Consider the following 19320-nt stretch of genomic DNA (forward strand, 5'->3'; position numbering starts at 1 on the left):
AAAACGACGCTATTGCTTACTTTCTAGCCACAGGATGGAATTACCCGTGCGGTACTCGTTCTGTTCCCACAGCGGATTAGCAGGGTCCAGGATCCATTCTCCGTCTACAATGAATTTATAGCGGTTCTTGCCCATGGGCAGGAAAACGGGCAGTTGCCAGTCATTGCCCACTTTGCGCATGGGGTTGCCTTCTGGGTTCCAGTTGTTAAAATCTCCGGCCACAGACACTCTTTTGGCTTGGGGCCGGTTCTTGAACACAAACGTGTAGTTAGGCTGAAAGACCAGCAAGGAGTTTCCGTCGCGCGCGTGGCCAGGTGGCAGGTTTTTGGGGTCTGCCATCCATTGGCCGTCCACAATAAACTTATATTCATGGTTACCGGGGCCCAAAGTGTAGGGCAGCTCCCAGCCGGTGGCCGTTTTGCGCATGAACAATTCGTGCTCTTTCCAATTGTTGAAGCTGCCAGATAGAACCACTTTCTGGGCCTGCGGGAATCCGTCTAACGTAAATACATGCGACGCCCCGCGCCGAACGACTGAATTAAAGCCGCCGTTCTCATCTGGTAACTTTTCTGCGTTGGCCACATCCTGGTACCATTTTCCGTCTACTATGAACTTATAACTATGTGTGCCCTGGTTCAGGTAGAGAGGGAGTTGCCAGCCTTCAGCGGTTTTCACCATGGCCAGCTCGCGTTCACGCCATTCATTGAAAGAACCCGCCAGAAATACTTTTCGGGCGTTGAGAAAGCCTTTTAAGGAGAACAAGTGATTGGGCACGAAGAACACAGAATTCACGTTGCCATGGCCGTCATCTTCCCAGATTTGGTTGTCGCGGTCCGTAGTCCAGTTGCCATCCACCACAAATTTGTACCAATGCTTGCCCGGGCTGAGTTTTAAATTGGCCACCCAGCCGCTGTCAGTTTTATGCATGGCCAGGTTATCCTCTGACCATGTATTGAAGCTCCCCGCCAGGTACACTTTTCTGGCCTGAGGGTTGCCCTTCAGGTAAAAAGTGACCACAGAATCCTTCACAGTAAAAGGCGCTTTGTTCCTGAATTTGTTGACCGCATATTTAACCTGATGGTTGGCCGCCGCGCTGGCCTCGGGCCCCAGCACCTTTTCCGTCATCCTTAATTTCTCCAGCGAGTTGGCCACGTTAACTGAGCCCAGCAAGCTCTTGCTGATCACAAAAAGGTTGCCGGCCATTTCTACCTGCCACCCTTGCTGCTCCAGAGAGTCTGCCAACTGTTTTTGGAACAAGCGCTCTAAGCCCAGGTCATGGAGGTTAAACTGCACCATGAAGCTGTCTAAAGCCGCGGGGGAGAGGTTCTTGCTCAACTCAATGTGCATCTTGCCGTCTTTCACGGAATATTTTTTCACCGCCGTTTGGGCATGCGTTGCTGGCAGCCCCAAAAAGAGGGCAAGCAGCAGGCAGCAGCTCAGGTGCACCCATCTTACAAGCAGCGTACGGTTGTGCATCACTTCCATATATACATCTTTCGGGTCACGAAATTAAAGCCGATCTTATTTTTGTTAAACGATAGAAAATCAAAGCCCAGCACGCCCTGAATACACCCGTTGTAAGAGAAACAGGTATTGCCCAGGTTGGTGATTAAAACCGGCATGCTGCCAATGGCTTGGTTCCCGAGGGTAAGGTTGTTGGCCGTGCCGGTCAGGGCTTCCACCTTTTTGGTGCCGGTTCCATTCACCAAAACACGGCCCGTGATGATAACGTTCTCAAACACCTTGTTAGAAAGGCGGGAGTCCAGCAGATTGGTTTCGGCGCCGCAGTCAATGATGAAATCCAGGTTTTTGCCTTCCATCACCAGCCGGGCCACAATCCGATTGTCTTTCAGGTCGATGGGCACGGTCTGGTAAGCCGTAGTATCTGCCAAAAGTTTGCTGCGGTAGGTCTGGGCCTGTTTCTTGGCAATCTGATGGACGTACAATAGGCTGTTTTCATAGTCAATAATCAATTCGCACTGCCTGAACAGCTCCATGCCCAACAATCCCAGAATCCTGATGCCTTTGGTGTTTTCAATGTGACCCAAGTCTATCAAATCGGCTTTGGGTCTAACGAATTTCATCTCCCCGAAGGCGAAATTTTTCACCTGGGTTCTTATGGCGGGGGCAGCCGTCCCCGACACGCTGGTTCTCTCAGTGCCCTTCACGGGAATTTTAGGATACTGCCGGAAGTAGATGATGTTCAAGACTAGATGCTGCGCGCCCGTGTCCAGAATGAAATTGCCCGAGGTGGAGTCTGCCGTGCCTTGCAGAATGATGAGATTGCCTGCCCTGGTAAACGGAATGACGCTGGTCACGGAGTCTGGACCCGCAAAGGGAGAAGGCAACGTTCTAAAGGTGAGATTGCCCAAAGAGATGCTGCCACCCGTTTCTGAGCCAGGCATGCCCATTCCCCGGCTCGCCCAGAGGCAAAGCAGAAAAACGAAGGCTACTCTCAGGGATATTTTCAAAGGAACAAGAACGATGACAGAATAAGAGCACGAAGAAACCAGAATTTTGGGAGAAAGTAAATACTGTGGCAACTTGCGGTCAAGGAAGAATCGTTTCGTTTTGGGGCTGTTTCCCAGAAAACAGCCCAAAAACGAAACGCTTATTGGTCTGTTTTTCTAGGGAGCTTGTAGCCCACGGCAAAGCTCACAATCTTATAGTCATTGTAAGAAAGCCCCAGGTTTTCTACCTGCGCGTACGCCTTCCAGTTCTTATAATAGAAACCAGCCCCGTACGTAAACTTAGGCAGCAGGATGCTGGTAACGCCAAAGTTCATGAACGGCAGTAGTTTCTCCTCAAAGGACTGGTTGAAATTGTATTGTAGCAGCAGCGGGATTCTAATGTAGTGGCGGTCATTGAAGGAATTTCTCTCCGCTGTGGTAAGAGGAAACCTCTTGGGAGACACGTCCTTGTTGTAATAGTACATGTACATGTAATTCACCCCGATGACCGAAGAAATGCGTCGGCTCAGGTCTGGCTCCATGATGTCCCAGAAAAATCCCAGCGAATACCCTTGGCTCTGAGAGATGTTATTATCACCCGGCGAATAATACCGGTTAAAGGATGTCTCAATGCCGTGTCTCACTATGGCTTTGGATGAGCTTTTCAGTTCCTGAGTGACCATCTGCGGGTTCTTGCAGGCATTGTAGCGGGTCACTATTTCATTTATGTCTTTGTCTTGAAAGGCGGTCTTGTCATAATCATTGTTCGTGATCATGCCGCAATCCTGGAACAAAGCCTTCAGCATGCCCTGGTACCTGTTCTGGACAATGTAGGTGCCGTTAACATACAATTTAAACTTGGCCAGGGTGTAAAAGGCGGTGTCTTTTTTAAGGATGTAGTAAAAGGCGTGGTTTGCGTCTTGTTCTTCCACCTGCAAAGCCACTTTGTACAATTCGGTGTAGCCCTTCAGCCAAACTTTGGCAAACCTTCTGGTTTCAACCGGCGTGCCATTCACCCTGATGGAAACAGGCACCAACCGGAAGTGCATCTGCTCCTTTACAAACCCAAAGCCTTCCAGGTTGGAATTGTCAAAATGTTGAGTGGCTGTGTCGTTTTTAGGTTTGAAGGTAATGCCCAGGGTTAAGGCTTTTTCATCGGTCCATTCAATTTGCCCATACACCGTGTCTTGTTTTTGCAGAATGTAGGCGTCTTTATAAAACCCTTGGGCAAAGATTTCTTGATGACCAGATGCGGTCTGGAGACAGAAAATAAATAGAATAGTGCAGGTAACCTTAGAATACATTTTAAGATCAGATGTTAAAGGAAGTATAGGATATTCAATGCAAGATAGGTGCTTCCTCGTTTTTGGCCTGTTTCTCAGAAAATTGGCCAAAAACGAGGAAGCATGAAAAATGTGGCCAAAGGTAAGATTATTCCATTGCCCTCAGAATAACTTGGTCTCCCTTCTGGAAGCTATTCTTTTGCGTTTTCACCGTCGCCATGGTTTCAGCGGTTTGGACTTGAACCTCCAGGAAACTGCCAAAATAAAACACCTCAACCACTTGGCCGGCCAAGCCCGTTTGCTCAGGAGCGTGCAGTAGCAGGTTTTCGGGGCGTATGAAACCAGTATTCGCCTTAGGCGAGGTGCCCTTATAGAGTTGCCGTACTTCCTGTTCTGAAAAAGTAGTAAACTCTCCAAACAATCCGGCCACGTAAGCATCCTTGGGGAGTTGGTAGATTTGTTCTGGTGTGCCGGTTTGAATTAGATGGCCGTCTTTTAGCACCAGAATATGCTCTGCCCAAGAAAGGGTGTCATGCGGGTCATGCGAAATGAGGGTGCAGGTGATGTCCAGTTCCTGGCTTATGTCTTGGATGACGGTCTTGAGGGTGTTCTTGTGAATCTTGTCCAGGTTGGAGAAAGGCTCATCTAGCAACAAGAGGCTGGGAGAGGAGGTGAGCAGCAGGGCCAGGGCAATCCGTTGGCGTTCTCCGCCAGACAATTCATCTGTGCGGCGGCTTAGCAGGTGTTCAATCTGGCAAATCTCATACAGGTTCTGGGCTTCAGAGGCACTGAGGGAGTTGGCATACCGCAGCACCTGCTCCACGCGCAGAAAAGCCGGCAGCTCATATTGCTGAGACAGATAGGCAATGCCTTCATGGCCTGCTACCAACTTCTCCTGAGGGCCCAGTACGCGCTCTCCTTCAAAATGAACCGTTCCCGCATCTGGCTGAATCAAGCCGGCCATGATTTTGAGCAGCGTGCTTTTGCCCGCCCCGGTTTCGCCGGCAATGGCAATCTTCTGCCCTTTAGTCTGAGAAAAGGAAATGTTCTGAAGCACTACGCCTCTGGCATCTGTTTTCTCAATGCCAGTTACTTGTAAAAAGGTCATGTATTTAATTTGAAGGGTATTCCCTTACGGAAGGATTGAAAGATTTGCCGGCAAGAGGAAAGGAAGGTAGAGGGTCTTGCATTAGCGCTGTCGTTTTTGGGCTCTTTTCCAGGAAACAGCCCAAAAACGACAGCGCTGCTAAAACTTAGGCTTGGTAAGTGTCTAAGGCTTCTAGCAGATGGAGCATCATTTCTTCGGTTAGGTCCAGGTGGGTAACCAACCGGATCATCTGCGGCCCGAAGGAGGAGGCGAGAATACTTTTGTCTTTCAGGTAGTTCAGGTACTGCTCTGTATTCACGTGGTCCTCCAACCGGAAGATGATGATGTTGGTTTCTACGGGTACTACTTCGGCCACGTAATCTGCCAGGGCCAGCGTCTGACCAATCTGCTTGGCGCGGTCATGGTCTACCTGCAGGCGCTCTACATTGTTTTGGAGCGCATACAAACCCGCCGCTGCCATGTACCCGGCCTGGCGCCAGCCGCCACCTAACACTTTGCGCACGCGTTTAGCCTTCTCAATGAAGTTTTTCTTACCCAGCAGCACAGAGCCAACAGGAGCGCCCAGCCCTTTGGAGAGGCACACGGAGATGGAGTCAAAATAGGTGCCATAGTCCAAGGCATTGTCACCGGAGGCGGTGAGGGCATTGAACACGCGGGCGCCGTCCAGGTGCAGGGGAATGCCGTGCTTTTTGCAGACCTCAGAAATGGCGGAAATTTCAGCTAAAGTGTAAAAAGAGCCGCCTCCTTTGTTGCAGGTATTCTCCAGAGACACCAGGCTGGTCACCGGAAAATGGACGTTGTCTGGATTGATGCCGGCTTCTACCTGCTGGGGCGTGATTTTACCACGGTAGCCGTCCACCAGATGCACAGAGGCCGAGGAGTTGAAAGCGATGCCGCCCACTTCATACACGTAAATGTGGCTGGTTTTCTCGCAGATGACCTCTGAGAGCGGCTGCGTGTGCATTTTGATGGCAATCTGGTTGGTCATGGTGCCAGAAGGGCAGAAGAGCCCGGCCTCCATCCCAAACAGGCTGGCGCAATACTCCTGCAACTCATTCACGGTGGGGTCCTCGCTGTACACGTCATCGCCTACGGGGGCGTTGAACATGGCGTGCAGCATGGCAGGAGTGGGTTTGGTGACCGTGTCACTACGAAGGTCTATGGTATTCATCTGTTTTTCTTCGGGTAAATATTGAGAATGTAAAATTAATGACTTACTTTTGCGATTCAATTTTAAATATTGACCGATGGCAGTTACTAGATTAAAAAGAAAAGACCGTAAGAATAAGGCAAGACAAAACAACAAGCAGCGCGTGATCAAGCAATTGTTGATGACCCCTGTAATTAAGAACGTTGATATTGAGGAGCTGAAGGCCCGCTTTACCAACGCCCCAGCCCAAACGGCTGCTGCTGAGTAATTTCGCGTTTTTTCGTTCGCCTGCTGCCTTTCGGCAAACACCATAGACAACGCGATATTCTTATTCCAGAAATAGTAAAGTGTAACCTACCCGGTTACACTTTTTTTATGCCCATACCTTTAGGCGCGCTTGCCCAGCTCAATGACCTGCAGCTTCTGTACCTTGCCGGCCTCCACCTCAAACCGGAGCATGGTCCTTATTTTATGAAAGCCGTGCCTGCCCGCCGCCCCGGGGTTCAAGTGCAGCAGGTTGCCGTGTTTGGGATCTGTCATGACCTTGAGTGTATGGGAGTGACCACAGATAAAAAGGCCCGGCGGATTGGCTTGAATCATGGCCCGTACCTCGGGCGCATACTTGCCCGGATAGCCGCCAATATGCGTCATGAGTACGTCCAGACCGTTGCAGTCAAAGCGTAAGTTCTTGGGGTGCAGGTACCTGATATCCTTGTCATCTATGTTGCCGTACACCCCCCGCAGCGGCGCCACCTGGGCCAATCGTTCAGAAACATCCACGCTGCCAAAATCGCCCGCATGCCAAATCTCATCACACCCCTCCAACAAGGCCAGAATGCGGTCATCTAGGTAACTGTGCGTGTCTGAGAGTAAACCGATTTTCATTGAGTGAATGGGTGAATGAGTGATTGCGAGAATGTTAAATAGTCTTCAATACGTAGTTAAAAAAGTAAAACACCGTTTTTGGGCTGTTTTCATGAAATCAAGCCAAAAACGGTGTCACAGAAAAATCATTATTCATTCTCTCAATCACTCATTCACTCATTTATTTTCCCCACGTTTCAGGGGATTGGCGCCATTGGGAGAGGGTATCAATGGAATCTGCGGAGATGTAGTCCTGCTCGGCGGCGATCTTTACCAAAGTATTGTAGTCGCTGAGGCAGAGGGTGGGGATGTGGGCCTGGGCAAAATTGGCCTCGGCCTGCGGGAAGCCGTAGGTGAAAATGGCGGCCATGCCAATGACCTCGCCACCGGCGGCTTGCACGGCTTTGGCGGCTTTGAGGGAGCTTCCGCCGGTAGAAATAAGGTCCTCAATGAGCACTATTTTCTGGCCGGGCTCTAATTTTCCTTCAATTTGATTGCCCATTCCATGGCTTTTTGGCTCGGGGCGTACGTATAAATACGGCAAATCCAGGAGGTCTGCCACCAGGGCGCCCTGGGCAATGCCCGCGGTGGCCACGCCGGCAATGGCCTGCACCTCTGGGAAGCGCTGCTGAATGGCCTGCGCCAAAGCATTTTTAATATAGCTGCGAATATGCGGAAAGGAGAGCGTGACGCGATTGTCGCAGTAAATTGGAGAGTTCCACCCGGAACTCCACTGGAACGGCTGCTGAGGCCGTAGGCGCACTGCTTGGGTTTCTAACAAGTAGGCGGCTATCTGGGCGGCGGTGTCTGTCTGTGGCATGGGCGAAAATAAGCAAAAGGCTTCAGCTTTTCCGTTCTAAAGTGCCTTGTACAATGCAAATTTTCTTTCTTATTTTGTGAGCTATCACGCTCTGTCTATAAGCGAACTTACATGAATGTCTTTATCAACGACATCCCACTGATTATTAAAAAGACCAGTGAAAAGATCTTTAAGCACCAATATGACCTGGTGCTAGATAAGGACGACCAATTTACCTCCAAGGACCTGGTGGGCGACGTGCTCTTTAGAGAAGTGGACGCCGTGCTCATTGACCGCCTGGTGCGCCTCATGGAGGTAAAAAAGCTCAAGAAGCTGGACTCCATCACGCTGGTCACTGACAAGAAAAAGAAGCTCATTGAGCACTTGAAGGACCAGTTCAAGATCATCAAAGCCGCCGGCGGTTTGGTGGTAAAGGACGGCAAGATTCTCATGATCCACCGCCTGGGCGTGTGGGACCTACCCAAAGGCAAGCTGGACAAAGGCGAAGAAGTACAGTTGGGCGCCCTGCGCGAAGTGGAGGAGGAGTGCAACATCAAAGTAGCCATTACCGGTGATCTCCCCAATACCTGGCACTCCTATGCCTACAAAGGCAAGAAAATCCTAAAGAAGACCAGCTGGTTTACCATGCAGTGCCTGGATGACAGCCTCATGCGCCCGCAAGCAGAGGAGTCCATAGAAGAGGTGCGCTTCATGACGCCCGAGGAGGTAGTAGAGCTACTGCCAGATTCTTATACCTCGGTGGAGTTTGTGATCAGGCATTATTTGGCTTCAATGAAGAAAGCTGGAAAGGAATAAAATCCTGCACGTTGCCGCCAAACCGGTGAATTTCCCTGATAATTGATGAGTTAATGGCCGCCAGCCTGGGCGATGTGATTAGAAACACCGTCTCTAGTTCTGGGTTCACGTGCCGGTTGGCCTGCGCAATGGTATTCTCATACTCAAAATCAGTAGTGTTGCGCAAACCTCTCAATAAAAACTTGGCACCCACTTCCTTAGCGAAATCTGCCGTTAGACCTTTATAGGCCTGTACCCACACCTTCGGGTTGTCCTTGAAGACGTCCTCTATAATCTGCACCATGTCCTCAACCGAAAAATAGCGGCTCTTGCTGCTGTTGTTGCCAATGGAGATGATGATATTGTCAAACAATTCACAGCCCCGCTGTACTACATCATAATGTCCGTTGGTGAATGGGTCAAAAGAGCCAGGAAAGAGGGCAATGCGTTTCATAGAAGCAGATTGGTGAGAGTCAATTGTGCCACGAAGATGGTAAATTATTTCTTTGCCTAGTTTGGCATTAGCCAGTAAATATTCTCTGAGATCCGTTTTTGGCTTGTTTTCTGGAAACAAGGCTAAAAACGGTAGACCTGCCTTATTGGCTTCATAGGCTTGAGGGATAACGATTTGGCTATGCGGCCGCGGAGCTGCCGTAGAGGTGTAGTTGGTAGTAGTTATTCTTAATTTTAATAACCTTTAGAACCTATAACTTCAATTCTAGGTCCAAATGGAACAGGGAAATTATAAATGAATATTCCGTTACCGTATTCAACTATATTTTCAATACCATTTTTAAGACAAATATTTAAAACATATATAAAGCTCCAATATTTTGCTTTATGATTAAACTGGATAAAAACTCCCTGTCGTTTTTGTTTTTGGATTCTTTGTCTTTCAATTTCTATTCTAGCTATATTAAGAATAACACTGTCTTTTTTATTATCTCCTTCCAATCTAAAAGTCTTATAATGTTTTAGTATAGGTAATTCTGGTGGTCTAAATGGTCCATAAGTTTTATTAGGGTCCCAGAATGAAATTTCTATAATAGAAAGATTCTTATAAGTTTTATTAAACTGAAATATTAAATAAAGGGCTGTGATTAATAATAACAATTTAGTAGTAACCCTACCATTTTTTAGTATATTATTTTTTAAATCCATAAAGCGCCTGCATTTTAAGCAAGATGCAATTCTGTTTATTTTTCCATAAAATAAAATTCCTTTAATTACTACCCACTACCAACTACCAAATAAACCGAACTATCCGGCTTATCTGCACTATGGGTGGAGTGGTAAAGCCACTTTTTAAAGTCAATCTACCTTTCTGTTACTCACAAAAATGCAGGCTGTACATGTCAAAGTTGCGGTGCTCAAAGAGGGCGTCAAAGCGGTAGCTGTAGCCTACGCCGGTTGGTTTCTTCCCGAGCTGTACATGGCGTATGTATTTGCGCAGCACGTCAAACAGTTCTGAGTGCACCATAAGCTCGCCCCACACAAAGACATGGTCCTGGTCTGGGTTCATCTTCTTCTCCTGCAGCACAAATAAGATGTAGTAAATGAAGTCTTCCTGTGACGTGAAGTAGAAAGAATTACAGAACTCCAGTCGTGTGTCTTGCAACACCACCAGCGTCACGTAGTTCTTGTCAACGTAGACGTAGAGTTGGGGTCTTGGATTGCGCTCGGCCATGTGCAGGAAGCCTTCCATGAGGCTGGAGGTCTGGTGCACAAACTCAACCTCAGTGGTTTCAAAATGGCCCTCGGCCCAGGCTTGTAGTTTGGTGGGCACCGTGAAGACGTTGATCAGTTCCAGCCGTGGGTGGGCATACTGGTGCACCAGTTCAGTGGCCAGGTCCAGTTCAGCGTTTAGTTGCAGGTATTCTTCACGGGCGTTCACCTCAAATAAAGTCTCTGGAATGAGCGTGAACTGCTGGCTTTTGATGGCTATGCGCACCGTCTGCCACTGTCTCTGCTGCAAGATGGGACTGTGCTCGGTTAAAGACCTCAGGTACTGGATGGCGCCGTCAACGCTCACGGGTCTGTTGGACTCATAGTCCTCCAGGGCCACAAACTTGTTGCGCTCTGTGTCCAGCACGCCTAAACGCAGCCGGTGCGCCCCAAAACAGAAATACAGGTGGGCATGGGCAGAGGCAGACACGTCAAAGGCGTCATCTACCACGCGTTGCGATTGCTTATAAGCGGCGGCTAGGCTGTCCAAAAGAAAGGGCGTAGAGGTAATACATACAGAACAGCACGTACCGGCTGTCCAATAGCTACAATAATACAGATTTTACCGCAACCATGCACGCCCAATAGCAGCGCTCCTCTTTAGAGATGGAGCAAGCGCGTCTGCAATGAATTATGAATCAAGGGGAAAGAAGAAGCCTAGCTCAGGAAGTCAAATCTGGGAATGAAGAGATCGTCCATGTTCACCAAGCCGTGCAGCACCGGGTGAAGCTCTTCGCGCTGCAGGGCAAACATGTCCCGCACGCTTAAAAAACGCACCTCTTCCAGCAACTGGGCCTCCAGGCTGTGCTCAGGATCAGAGCCCATCAATAGTTCGCCAGAGACCAGTTTCACCTCAAAGAACAGTTCAATGGCGTGCAAGGGCGGTTTCAAAAACTCATGCAGGTACAGGAACCTGGCCACTTCCACAATAAGACCGGTTTCCTCTTTAAACTCCCGTCGCAGGCAGTCTTTCACCTTTTCGCCGTATTCCAGTCCACCCCCCGGCGGAATCCAGAAAGAGCCATCCACGAAGGCAGCCTTGTGCCGGGCCAGTAGCAGCGTGTTGTTATGGATGAGGAGTCCGCAGACCCTGACGCGTGTTTTAAAACTATATGATTCCGCTAGCGGATGAATGTTCTCCATAGGTTGTAGGGCAGACCATAAGGCCGTACTTTTGCCAAATGATGCAGACGTATAATCCTCAGTTCAGAGATACGGTAAAAGAAAAACTTCAGCGGCAATTTTACATGCATTTGTTGGGTTTTGAAATAGACACCATAGAAATTGGAAGGGTAGAGGGCCATCTGGCCATGGAAGAGAAGCACAAGCAGCACAAAGGCTTCGCGCACGGCGGCGTCACGGCTACTTTGGCAGATATTGTGATGGGCTTTGCCGCCGTGACTTTGGTGCCCGCAGACCACCACGTGGTGACCGTTGACCTGCGTGTGTCCTACCTAAACCCCGGTTTGGGTACCAAGTTGATTGCCAAAGGCTGGGTGATCAAACAGGGCCGCAAATTGAACTTTTGTGAGGCAGAAATCTATTCTGAAGGAGACCAAGGGCAGCAGATCTTAATTGCCAAAGCCTCGGCCACAATGGCTACCTTGCACCCCGAAGACTCCAAGCCCCAACACTAGCATGAACCCCGCCGAAGCCTTACGCAAGAGCTTTCCCTTTGAACCTACCGCTGACCAGGCGGCCCTCTTCCAGAAGCTGGAGCAGTTCATTCTGCGCAAAACCGGCCTCAAGGAAGTGTTCATGCTCAAAGGCTTCGCTGGTACGGGCAAGACCACCGTGGTGAGCGCCCTGGTGAAAATCCTGAACAAGTTTGGCTACAAGTACGTGCTGCTGGCGCCCACCGGCCGGGCGGCCAAGGTAATGGCCACCTACACCGGCAAACCGGCCTCTACCATCCACAAGAAAATCTATAAGCAGACCGCCAATGCCTACTCAGACGGCCTGTCCTTCACGCGCCAGCCTAACAAGCAGGAGCACGTGCTCTACATTGTAGACGAGGCATCCATGATCTCAGATGAAAAGGCCTTCGGGGACAATGGCTTGTTGCAGGATTTGATGGGCTACGTGTTTGAGCATACCAATAACAAATTGTTGTTGATAGGAGACACCGCCCAGCTGCCCCCCGTCAACCAGGCCATCAGTCCGTCATTGGATGCGGCCTATCTGCAGAATAATTTTCAGTGCCACGTGCATGAATTGGAAATGCGCCAGGTCATGCGCCAGGCCGAGGAGTCTGGCATATTAATGAACGCCACCCGCATGCGGAACGAGCTGGCCAAAGAACACCCGGCGCTCAATTTCAGGACCAAGGGCTACAAGGATATTTTTGCCATGACTGGCGAGAAACTGGAAGACGGTTTGCGTTACGCTTATGAGAAGTTTGGCATTGACAGCACCACCGTCATCTGCCGCTCTAACAAAAACGCCAACCTCTACAACCAGCACATCAGGCGCCAGATTTTCTTCCATGAAGACGAAATCAGCGCTGGTGATTACCTCATGATAGTGCGCAACAACTACGGCTGGCTGCCCAAAGACTCCAGCATAGGCTTTATGGCCAACGGCGACTTCGTGGAGATTACCAAAATCATCCGGTTTGAAGAAATGTACGGCCTGCGGTTTGCCGATGTGCAGATAAAGTTTGTAGACTATCCGCAGGAAGAAGAGCTGGAAATAAAGATCATGCTGGACACGCTGCACGCAGAAACGCCCGCCCTCCCCGCCGACAAGAACAAGCAACTCTACAATGAGGTGCTTCTGGACTACCAACACATTAAAAGCAAGCGGCAGCGGTCCCAGGAAATGCGGCAAGATAAGTACCTGAACGCACTGCAGGTGAAGTTTGCCTACGCCCTAACGTGTCACAAAGCGCAGGGTGGCCAGTGGCAGGCCGTTTTTGTAGACCACGGGTATTTAAAGGAAGATTTGGTGAACCAGGAGTTTGCCCGCTGGCTCTACACCGCTACCACCCGAGCCTCTGAACAGTTGTTTTTGGTGAACTTCAATTCTAAATTGCTGGAAGGAGCGCCCATTGAAACCGATGAATACTAAGTAGATCAAATTCCAGTTTATAAAATTTAAGAATCAATCATATGAAAAAGACATTACTCTGGCTACTGTTCCTGCTGCTTGGAAGCACCGCCGCCATGGCTCAGACCAAACCAGACAGTACGGTTGTTGAAGTGATTGCTCCCGCTCCGCCGGTGCCAGCAGGGCCATCCATTGTGTTTGAAGAAGCTAAGTTTGACTTCGGGACTATCAAGCAGGGCGAAGTGGTGGAGCATACTTTTTTGTTTACCAACAACGGATCCCAACCGCTGGTCATTTCCAATGTGCGCACCACTTGTGGCTGCACTGTTCCCACCTGGCCTAAAACACCCATTCAGCCTGGTCAGACCGCAGAGATTACTGCTCGGTTCAACAGCGCCGGCAAAATGGGACAGCAGAACAAAGTCATCACTATTGACTCCAACGCCTTGCAAGGCACCACCCAAGTCATCATCGCCACTAAAATTGTAGCTGCCCAATAAATCGTTTTTAGCTTCTTTTCCAGAAAACAGCCCAAAAACGGTTAACCATGTTACAACAAAAAAACGCCTCTCTTGCTCAAAGCAGGAGAGGCGTTTTTATGTTGCTGATTATTCGTTGCTGAAGGCTGGTGGTAGATGTTTGATTAGAATATGGCAGTTCTCGTTTTAGCCTATTTTCTGGAAATCAGCCTAAAAACGGTGCTGCCATTTGCGTATCCATTTTAGCAATCAACAATCAGCAACCGACAATCAGCAATTAAAGATTCTTCGCCAGAATCCAAACCAAGTTCAACCAACCGGCAATCATAAACAAACCACCAATTGGCGTAATGGCGCCTAGCCAGGTAATGCCGGTCACGCTGAGAATGTACAAGCTGCCAGAGAAAATAAGGATGCCGATCAGGAAGCAGATGCCCGTGAATTTCATGCCAGTGAGAGCCGGAAACTGCACCATGAGAATACCTACCAGCAACAAGCCCAGGGCATGGTACATCTGGTATTTTACGGCAGTTTCAAAGGTGTCGGTGCGTTGGGTGGCGGCTAGGATGTCTTTTAGGCCGTGCGCGCCAAATGCCCCGATCATGACGCCCAGGCCGCTGATCAAGGCGCCCAGCAGGAGGATGGTTTTTGGTGACATAGGTTAAGAATTGGAAGGTGTAGTGGTATAGTTTCTGTTCCCGAAGATGGCGCTGCCCACGCGTATCATGGTGCTTCCCTCGGCAATGGCCAGTTGATAGTCTGAACTCATGCCCATGGAAATCTCCTTAAAGTCATCCTGCTGGGCAAAGAACTCCTGTTTCAAGGTATCAAAGATGTGTCTAAGCGTCCTGAACTCGTGCTGTAGTTCTTCTTCGCTGTCTGTGTTGGTGGCCACGCCCATCACGCCGCAAATGCGCACGTTTTCCAGGGTTTTGAATTCCTGAGACCGCAACAATTGCTGCGCCTCCTCCAGAGACAACCCAAATTTTGTTTCTTCTTCGGCTATGTAGAACTGCAGCAGGCAGTTGATGACTCTGTTGTGTTTGGCCGCCTGTTTGTTAATTTCCTGCAGCAACTTAAAACTGTCTACAGACTGAATCATGTGCACGAAGGACGCAATGTATTTCACCTTGTTGGTCTGCAGATGCCCAATCATGTGCCACTCAACGTCTTCAGGAAGTTCAGGAGATTTAGCCGTCATTTCCTGCGCCTTGTTCTCCCCGAAGGCGCGCTGCCCCGCAGCATAGGCCTCTCTGATCAACTCTACCGGGTGCGTCTTAGACACCGCAATCAGCTGGCAGTTTGAACCCTTCAACCGGTCATTGAACTCATGTATGCTTTCTTGGATGGACATTTTTTTGGGATGTTAGATTTCAAACATTAGATACTAGACTTTTATATCGAGGTAGAAACCAATTTTAAGACTTTTAGAAAAATCTAACTTCTAAAATCTAGCGTCTAATATCTTAACAAAGTTTAGTCTTCTAACGCGTTGGTGAAAAAGGTGTTCTTAAGCAGGAGCCAGAGCAAGAGCAGCAGGAAGGCCCAGCGCAAATATACCTGGTAATAGTCTTTGGTGTCGCGGTAGCGGGTTTCCTTTACTTCGGTCTTCTCTAATGTGTTGATTTTTTTGAAGATGCTGGTGAGGGTGTTGGCGTCTTGGGCGCGGTAAAACTGGCCCTCAGACAGAGATGCCAACTGCCGAAGCGTCTTTTCCTCCAGGCCTGTCTGCACGGTCACTACCTTGCCGGTGGAATCTGGTGGCAACTGGATGGTGCCCTCGCGGCCAATGCCCACCGTGTACAACTTCACCTGGAAGGCGTGTGCCAGTTGGGCTGCCAATTCTGGGTCCAGGCTGCCGGCGGTATTCTCCCCGTCACTAATCAAAATGCATACTTTAGATTTAGCCGTAGACTCCCGCAACCGGTTCAAAGCCACGGCCAAAGCACTGCCAATGGCGGTACCATCCTCCGGTATCATGTTCAGCTCAATGCCTTCAATGCTCTCTTTCACCAGGGTATAGTCTGTGGTGAGGGGCACCAAGGAGAAGGCTTGTCCTGCAAACACCACTACGCCAATCCTGTCCTGCACGCGGCCGTTCACAAATTGCAAGGCTACCTTTTTGGCCGCTTCCAGGCGGTTGGGCTTAAAATCAGTGAGTTCCATGGACCCAGACACGTCCATGACCAGGACAATGTCAATGCCCTCGGCATACTGCTCAATGGTTTCATCTGTCTTCTGCGGGCGGGCCAGCGCAACCAATACCAGCATCAGAAACAAACCAAAGACTAAATCAGGTACGTAGCGCAAGGTGCTGGTCCAGTGCCATTTGGCTTTGCCTTCAAACAGGGCCACGTCCAGCTTCTTCCTGAAGCGCAGGTGCAAAAGCCAACGCAGCAGAAACAGCAAGGGCACCGCCAACAGCGCGTACAGAAAAGCCGGGTTCTCCCAGTCAAACGACTGCCAAGTGCGCCAGCTAAACCAGCTCACGTTGAGCCAGGTATAATCAGAGGGTGTTTGCCACATTGCGCAGAGAATCTCTTATGATAACAAACCGCAGGGCGGCAAACTCAGACAACTGGTGGAGGGCATCGGTCACCTCGGTGATGTCATCAGAAATGATGTTGCCGTAAATGGCGCGGTCACAGACTTTCAAGGCATTGCCCACGCGCTCGTCTTCCTCAAAATAGGTGGTGATTTCCTTGGTGGTAAATGAACTGATTTCCTGTTCCTCCAGCTTGGTGAGGTAGTTCTTCCAGAGGGTGATGCCCCGTTCCAGCTGGTCCAGGGTTCTGGTTCTTTTAAAGCGCTCTGTAGCGCTCAGGAACCGGCTCTGAAACTGGGTCTGGTATTTCTGAAGCACGTACAGCTTATACCGATTGATGATGCGCTTGCCAAACAGTCCCCAGATGCCGCCAATCAAAACCAGGCCCGCCGTGATGCCCAAGCCCCAGTAAATGTAGTTGAACATCTCGGGCACGGGCTGCAGGGTTACGTTAGACTGAAGGGGCAGCGGGTCTGTGACGATGGAAACCAGTTGCTTCAAAAAAACAGAGTCTGGCAGCGTGTTGAGTTGCAGTGTATCTCCCTGCAGAAAGAGGCGGGCGTACATCTGAAGTTTCTGCACCGGCCGCAGGTTGAACGTGCGGAGCAAGTAAATGGTGCTATCTACGCTATTGGGGCCTTTGGTGCGGGTAGGGAAAAATTCTTTCCGGACCAGCTCAAAAGGAGAAAAGTTGAAGGAACTGTCCGGAAAGACCAGCTCAGCCTCTGGGGCATGTTCAGAAAGCAGCACGTAGCGCACCGTTTGGCCAATTTCTACCGTGTCTTGCAAGAAGAATCCCTGCATTTTGACCGTAGGAATCTGGGCTAACCCCGTGAAGGGAAGCAGCCACATCAAAACCCACAAGCCTTTTTTTAGATTAGACACAAGACGCAAGATACAAGACACCAGACTTTTTTGCTTCGTTTTTGGCTTATTTTCCAGAAAACAGCCCAAAAACGACCAACCGCCACCTTCTAAATCATTATTAAAAACTCACTTCTCTTTCAATCATACTAATTCCCCATATCCAAATTTTCACATCTTCACATCTTCACATTTCCACATTAAGAACTGCGCTTCATGAATTTATTGCGGGCCCTGAAGAGGTTGACCAGTTGCGGGGCATAGTCCTGGTCCACGAAAATAGGGAGGAAGTCGGCTTGGTACTTGCGGCAGATTTTAGTCAGTTTCTCTTGGTTCTCGGCGTAGGGCAGGAGGTACCGTTCTTTGAAGGCTTTGGAGGATGTATTGATCCAGATGGTTTTGCCGGTTTCTTTGTCAAGGAGCGGGACAATGCCCAGGCTGGGGAAAGCCGTCTCACGTTTGTCCATGAGCTGCAGCACAATCAAGTCATGTTTTTTGGCCAGCATGATCAGCTCGCGCTCATAGCTCAGGTCAATGAAGTCTGAGATGAGGATCATGATGCTCTTGCGTTTGACCACGTTCAAGGCCAGCCGAATGCCTTCACCAATGTTGGTTTTCTTGGAGGCCGGTTGCAGTTCTGCCAGTGTTTTGATGATGGAGTAAGCGTGCTCATTGCCCTTGCCGGGCTTCAGGTATTTCTCTTTGGTGTCACTGAAACAGATCATGCCCAACTGACTTCCCTGCTTAATGGCGGCCAGGGCCAGAATGCCGCTGATCTCCTTGCCAATGTCCATCTTCTGCAGACCGGGCACGCCCAGCGCCTGCGAGCCAGACACGTCCAGGAGAATGAACACGTTCTGCTCTTTTTCTTCGCGGTAGGTCTTCACAAATGTACCATGGCCCTTGGCGCTTACGTTCCAGTCTATGGAGCGCACGTCGTCGCCGTACTGGTAGGCGCGCACGTCGTCAAACTCCAGCCCAGAGCTTTTGAAGACAGATTTGAAGTCGCCCTGCATTTGGGCGTCAATTGCCTTTCTTATCTGAATCTCGTACTTTCGTAGCTTCCTGACCAAGTCTTTCATGCCTTTGAAGGTTTGTGCAGCGAGTTAAAATTACCTAATCTTAGCCACAACCGCGTGAAAAATAGTCTGCCCTTCTTTTTGCTGTCTCTGGTTCTGCTGGGCTGTGCGCCTGAGGTCAAGACGCCGGCAGACCTGGTGTCTGAAGACAAGATGACCAGCGTGCTGTTAGACGTGCACCTGGCCGAGGCCCGCATTGGCAGAACCATCCTGCAGTATGACACCTCCCGCATGGTGTTCAAGCACGTGCAAAAGGAAATCCTCAAAAAGCACCAGCTTACGGACAGCTCCTTCCGGCACAGCTATGATTATTACCTGGACAACCCCGCGCTGCTGGATAGAATCTATGAAAAGGTACTGGACAGCCTCAGCCTGATGGAGGCCAAACTCACGCCCAAAGCCGGCGAAGTCATCAAAGACCCACAAGCCGGCCAACCACCGGTAAACACCCCGCCGGTAGAAGTGCCTCTAGACAGCACCCGCCTCAAAATTGATTCTTCCTACTAGCCAATCGTGTTTTGTTTTTTAGCTTAGTTCCTGGAAAACTGCCCAAAAACGCGGCAGCTAGTCTTCTCTCATCATCATCTTTATAACCGCCTTAGTGGTAAAAGTCCGCAAAGAATTTGTTCCTGCGGGCTGAAGCCGTTTTTAGTTTCTTTTCTGTAAAACAGCCCAAAAACGACCTTAGATCAGGCGGCTGCCGTTAGGGACCACTTGCTGCGGCTGGGCCAGAACAATCTTCTTTTCGGCATCTTCAAATCCGGTCACCAAGACTTCTGAGCGCCAAGGGCCTATCTGCTTGGTTGGGAAGTTGGTCACGCACAACACCTGTCTGCCTACCAATTCTTCTAACGTGTAATGATGCGTAATCTGTGCGCTGGATTTTTTCACGCCCAGTTCGCCCAGGTCCACCCAAAGTTTGTAAGCGGGTTTGCGGGCCTCGGGGAAAGGTTCTGCCTGTACAATGGTTCCCACTCTTAGCTCCACGGCCATGAACTGGTCCCAGGTAATGTGCTCCTGCATAAGATTTTTTGGTGGCAAGTTAAGCGCTAGGGACAAGGAGGCAAGGCCGGCCAACCAAAAACTCTCATAGTTCAGGCCTCGTACGTTTAAACAGCTAGGGCAAAGGCT

The 19320-nt window shown here is 49.8% G+C and carries 23 protein-coding genes; 6 read left to right on the forward strand and 17 right to left on the reverse strand.

Annotated elements, in window-relative coordinates; translation table 11 throughout:
• Positions 1-9: 9 nt before the first annotated feature.
• The 5 genes from GU926_RS01455 to GU926_RS01475 all read right to left on the reverse strand — a co-directional run bounded on the left by GU926_RS01455 (position 10) and on the right by GU926_RS01475 (position 6012).
• Entirely contained in the window at positions 10-1377 is a 1368-nt protein-coding gene (locus tag GU926_RS01455; protein WP_160688350.1) for a hypothetical protein, read from the reverse strand.
• 98 nt (positions 1378-1475) lie between these two features.
• Positions 1476-2405 carry an aspartyl protease family protein gene (locus tag GU926_RS01460; RefSeq protein WP_160688352.1) on the reverse strand — a complete coding sequence of 310 codons (930 nt, stop codon included), beginning with the start codon at positions 2403-2405 and terminating at the stop codon, positions 1476-1478.
• Positions 2406-2611: 206 nt separating this feature from the next.
• Complete coding sequence (locus GU926_RS01465; RefSeq protein ID WP_160688354.1) at positions 2612-3754, reverse strand: hypothetical protein; 1143 nt, start codon at positions 3752-3754, stop codon at positions 2612-2614.
• A 127-nt stretch (positions 3755-3881) separates the two neighbouring features.
• Positions 3882-4841, reverse strand: a complete 960-nt coding sequence (locus tag GU926_RS01470) for an ATP-binding cassette domain-containing protein (protein ID WP_160688356.1) — start codon at positions 4839-4841, stop codon at positions 3882-3884.
• Between the two features lie 145 nt (positions 4842-4986).
• Entirely contained in the window at positions 4987-6012 is a 1026-nt protein-coding gene (locus tag GU926_RS01475; protein ID WP_160688358.1) for a threonine aldolase family protein, read from the reverse strand.
• A gap of 76 nt (positions 6013-6088) precedes the next feature.
• On the opposite strand from GU926_RS01475, the gene GU926_RS18345 reads away from it, so the two are divergent.
• Complete coding sequence (locus tag GU926_RS18345; RefSeq protein ID WP_198001445.1) at positions 6089-6259, forward strand: hypothetical protein; 171 nt, start codon at positions 6089-6091, stop codon at positions 6257-6259.
• A 119-nt stretch (positions 6260-6378) separates the two neighbouring features.
• Here GU926_RS18345 and GU926_RS01480 read toward each other — a convergent pair whose 3' ends face one another.
• Complete coding sequence (locus GU926_RS01480; protein WP_160688360.1) at positions 6379-6876, reverse strand: metallophosphoesterase family protein; 498 nt, start codon at positions 6874-6876, stop codon at positions 6379-6381.
• 160 nt (positions 6877-7036) lie between these two features.
• A complete protein-coding gene (gene pyrE, locus GU926_RS01485; RefSeq protein WP_160688362.1) occupies positions 7037-7675 on the reverse strand; it encodes an orotate phosphoribosyltransferase in 639 nt (212 codons plus the stop codon).
• Between the two features lie 111 nt (positions 7676-7786).
• Between pyrE and GU926_RS01490 the strand changes: the two genes are divergently transcribed.
• Positions 7787-8470 carry an NUDIX hydrolase gene (locus tag GU926_RS01490; protein WP_160688364.1) on the forward strand — a complete coding sequence of 228 codons (684 nt, stop codon included), beginning with the start codon at positions 7787-7789 and terminating at the stop codon, positions 8468-8470.
• Here the strand turns inward: GU926_RS01490 and coaD are convergent.
• The 4 genes from coaD to GU926_RS01510 form a co-directional block, all read right to left on the reverse strand.
• Positions 8427-8903 carry a pantetheine-phosphate adenylyltransferase gene (gene coaD, locus GU926_RS01495; protein WP_160688366.1) on the reverse strand — a complete coding sequence of 159 codons (477 nt, stop codon included), beginning with the start codon at positions 8901-8903 and terminating at the stop codon, positions 8427-8429. The two genes, GU926_RS01490 and coaD, sit on opposite strands and share 44 nt — an antisense overlap.
• 233 nt (positions 8904-9136) lie before the next feature.
• Positions 9137-9610, reverse strand: a complete 474-nt coding sequence (locus tag GU926_RS01500; protein ID WP_160688368.1) for a hypothetical protein — start codon at positions 9608-9610, stop codon at positions 9137-9139.
• 166 nt (positions 9611-9776) lie between these two features.
• Complete coding sequence (locus GU926_RS01505) at positions 9777-10664, reverse strand: DUF3822 family protein (protein WP_160688370.1); 888 nt, start codon at positions 10662-10664, stop codon at positions 9777-9779.
• Between the two features lie 167 nt (positions 10665-10831).
• Positions 10832-11317 carry an NUDIX domain-containing protein gene (locus GU926_RS01510; RefSeq protein WP_160688372.1) on the reverse strand — a complete coding sequence of 162 codons (486 nt, stop codon included), beginning with the start codon at positions 11315-11317 and terminating at the stop codon, positions 10832-10834.
• Positions 11318-11355: 38 nt separating this feature from the next.
• On the opposite strand from GU926_RS01510, the gene GU926_RS01515 reads away from it, so the two are divergent.
• From GU926_RS01515 to GU926_RS01525, 3 genes are read left to right on the forward strand one after another with little or no spacing between them, the layout of a single operon-like run.
• Complete coding sequence (locus tag GU926_RS01515; protein WP_160688374.1) at positions 11356-11811, forward strand: PaaI family thioesterase; 456 nt, start codon at positions 11356-11358, stop codon at positions 11809-11811.
• Between the two features lies 1 nt (position 11812).
• Positions 11813-13243 (forward strand): ATP-dependent DNA helicase, encoded by a 1431-nt coding sequence (locus tag GU926_RS01520; RefSeq protein ID WP_160688376.1) that lies wholly within the window; start codon positions 11813-11815, stop codon positions 13241-13243.
• A gap of 41 nt (positions 13244-13284) precedes the next feature.
• Positions 13285-13722, forward strand: coding sequence for a DUF1573 domain-containing protein (locus tag GU926_RS01525; protein WP_160688378.1), 438 nt, complete (start codon positions 13285-13287; stop codon positions 13720-13722).
• Positions 13723-13978: 256 nt separating this feature from the next.
• On the opposite strand, the gene GU926_RS01530 is transcribed toward GU926_RS01525, so the two are convergent.
• The 5 genes from GU926_RS01530 to GU926_RS01550 form a co-directional block, all read right to left on the reverse strand.
• Positions 13979-14359, reverse strand: coding sequence for a DUF423 domain-containing protein (locus GU926_RS01530; RefSeq protein WP_160688380.1), 381 nt, complete (start codon positions 14357-14359; stop codon positions 13979-13981).
• 3 nt (positions 14360-14362) lie between these two features.
• Positions 14363-15055 (reverse strand): YggS family pyridoxal phosphate-dependent enzyme, encoded by a 693-nt coding sequence (locus GU926_RS01535; protein ID WP_160688382.1) that lies wholly within the window; start codon positions 15053-15055, stop codon positions 14363-14365.
• 122 nt (positions 15056-15177) lie between these two features.
• A complete protein-coding gene (locus tag GU926_RS01540; protein WP_160688384.1) occupies positions 15178-16227 on the reverse strand; it encodes a VWA domain-containing protein in 1050 nt (349 codons plus the stop codon).
• Complete coding sequence (locus GU926_RS01545) at positions 16208-17098, reverse strand: hypothetical protein (RefSeq protein ID WP_160688386.1); 891 nt, start codon at positions 17096-17098, stop codon at positions 16208-16210. Before GU926_RS01545 ends, GU926_RS01540 begins: the two co-directional genes overlap by 20 nt.
• Positions 17099-17310: 212 nt before the next feature.
• Positions 17311-18192, reverse strand: coding sequence for a DUF58 domain-containing protein (locus GU926_RS01550; protein WP_160688388.1), 882 nt, complete (start codon positions 18190-18192; stop codon positions 17311-17313).
• 54 nt (positions 18193-18246) lie between these two features.
• Here GU926_RS01550 and GU926_RS01555 point away from each other — a divergent pair, with 54 nt between their 5' ends.
• Positions 18247-18696, forward strand: coding sequence for a DUF4296 domain-containing protein (locus GU926_RS01555; protein ID WP_160688390.1), 450 nt, complete (start codon positions 18247-18249; stop codon positions 18694-18696).
• A gap of 177 nt (positions 18697-18873) precedes the next feature.
• Here the strand turns inward: GU926_RS01555 and GU926_RS01560 are convergent, their stop codons facing one another.
• On the reverse strand, positions 18874-19212 hold the full coding sequence (locus GU926_RS01560) for a tRNA-binding protein (protein ID WP_160688392.1): 339 nt from the start codon (positions 19210-19212) through the stop codon (positions 18874-18876).
• Positions 19213-19320 lie beyond the last annotated feature (108 nt).

This window comes from Nibribacter ruber (assembly GCF_009913235.1).
GTDB lineage: Bacteria > Bacteroidota > Bacteroidia > Cytophagales > Hymenobacteraceae > Nibribacter > Nibribacter ruber.

What these genes read in the sequence shown, in the direction of transcription:
- pyrE (WP_160688362.1), bottom strand. Translation starts at nt 7,675, where the DNA reads ATGCCACAGACAGACACCGCCGCCCAGATAGCCGCCTACTTGTTAGAA.
- coaD (WP_160688366.1), bottom strand. Translation starts at nt 8,903, where the DNA reads ATGAAACGCATTGCCCTCTTTCCTGGCTCTTTTGACCCATTCACCAAC.
- GU926_RS01500 (WP_160688368.1), bottom strand. Translation starts at nt 9,610, where the DNA reads ATGGATTTAAAAAATAATATACTAAAAAATGGTAGGGTTACTACTAAA.
- GU926_RS01510 (WP_160688372.1), bottom strand. Translation starts at nt 11,317, where the DNA reads ATGGAGAACATTCATCCGCTAGCGGAATCATATAGTTTTAAAACACGC.
- GU926_RS01525 (WP_160688378.1), top strand. Translation starts at nt 13,285, where the DNA reads ATGAAAAAGACATTACTCTGGCTACTGTTCCTGCTGCTTGGAAGCACC.
- GU926_RS01550 (WP_160688388.1), bottom strand. Translation starts at nt 18,192, where the DNA reads ATGAAAGACTTGGTCAGGAAGCTACGAAAGTACGAGATTCAGATAAGA.
- GU926_RS01535 (WP_160688382.1), bottom strand. Translation starts at nt 15,055, where the DNA reads ATGTCCATCCAAGAAAGCATACATGAGTTCAATGACCGGTTGAAGGGT.
- GU926_RS01520 (WP_160688376.1), top strand. Translation starts at nt 11,813, where the DNA reads ATGAACCCCGCCGAAGCCTTACGCAAGAGCTTTCCCTTTGAACCTACC.
- GU926_RS01540 (WP_160688384.1), bottom strand. Translation starts at nt 16,227, where the DNA reads ATGTGGCAAACACCCTCTGATTATACCTGGCTCAACGTGAGCTGGTTT.
- GU926_RS01560 (WP_160688392.1), bottom strand. Translation starts at nt 19,212, where the DNA reads ATGCAGGAGCACATTACCTGGGACCAGTTCATGGCCGTGGAGCTAAGA.
- GU926_RS01545 (WP_160688386.1), bottom strand. Translation starts at nt 17,098, where the DNA reads ATGTGGCTGCTTCCCTTCACGGGGTTAGCCCAGATTCCTACGGTCAAA.
- GU926_RS01515 (WP_160688374.1), top strand. Translation starts at nt 11,356, where the DNA reads ATGATGCAGACGTATAATCCTCAGTTCAGAGATACGGTAAAAGAAAAA.
- GU926_RS18345 (WP_198001445.1), top strand. Translation starts at nt 6,089, where the DNA reads ATGGCAGTTACTAGATTAAAAAGAAAAGACCGTAAGAATAAGGCAAGA.
- GU926_RS01465 (WP_160688354.1), bottom strand. Translation starts at nt 3,754, where the DNA reads ATGTATTCTAAGGTTACCTGCACTATTCTATTTATTTTCTGTCTCCAG.
- GU926_RS01475 (WP_160688358.1), bottom strand. Translation starts at nt 6,012, where the DNA reads ATGAATACCATAGACCTTCGTAGTGACACGGTCACCAAACCCACTCCT.
- GU926_RS01470 (WP_160688356.1), bottom strand. Translation starts at nt 4,841, where the DNA reads ATGACCTTTTTACAAGTAACTGGCATTGAGAAAACAGATGCCAGAGGC.
- GU926_RS01530 (WP_160688380.1), bottom strand. Translation starts at nt 14,359, where the DNA reads ATGTCACCAAAAACCATCCTCCTGCTGGGCGCCTTGATCAGCGGCCTG.
- GU926_RS01460 (WP_160688352.1), bottom strand. Translation starts at nt 2,405, where the DNA reads ATGCCTGGCTCAGAAACGGGTGGCAGCATCTCTTTGGGCAATCTCACC.
- GU926_RS01480 (WP_160688360.1), bottom strand. Translation starts at nt 6,876, where the DNA reads ATGAAAATCGGTTTACTCTCAGACACGCACAGTTACCTAGATGACCGC.
- GU926_RS01490 (WP_160688364.1), top strand. Translation starts at nt 7,787, where the DNA reads ATGAATGTCTTTATCAACGACATCCCACTGATTATTAAAAAGACCAGT.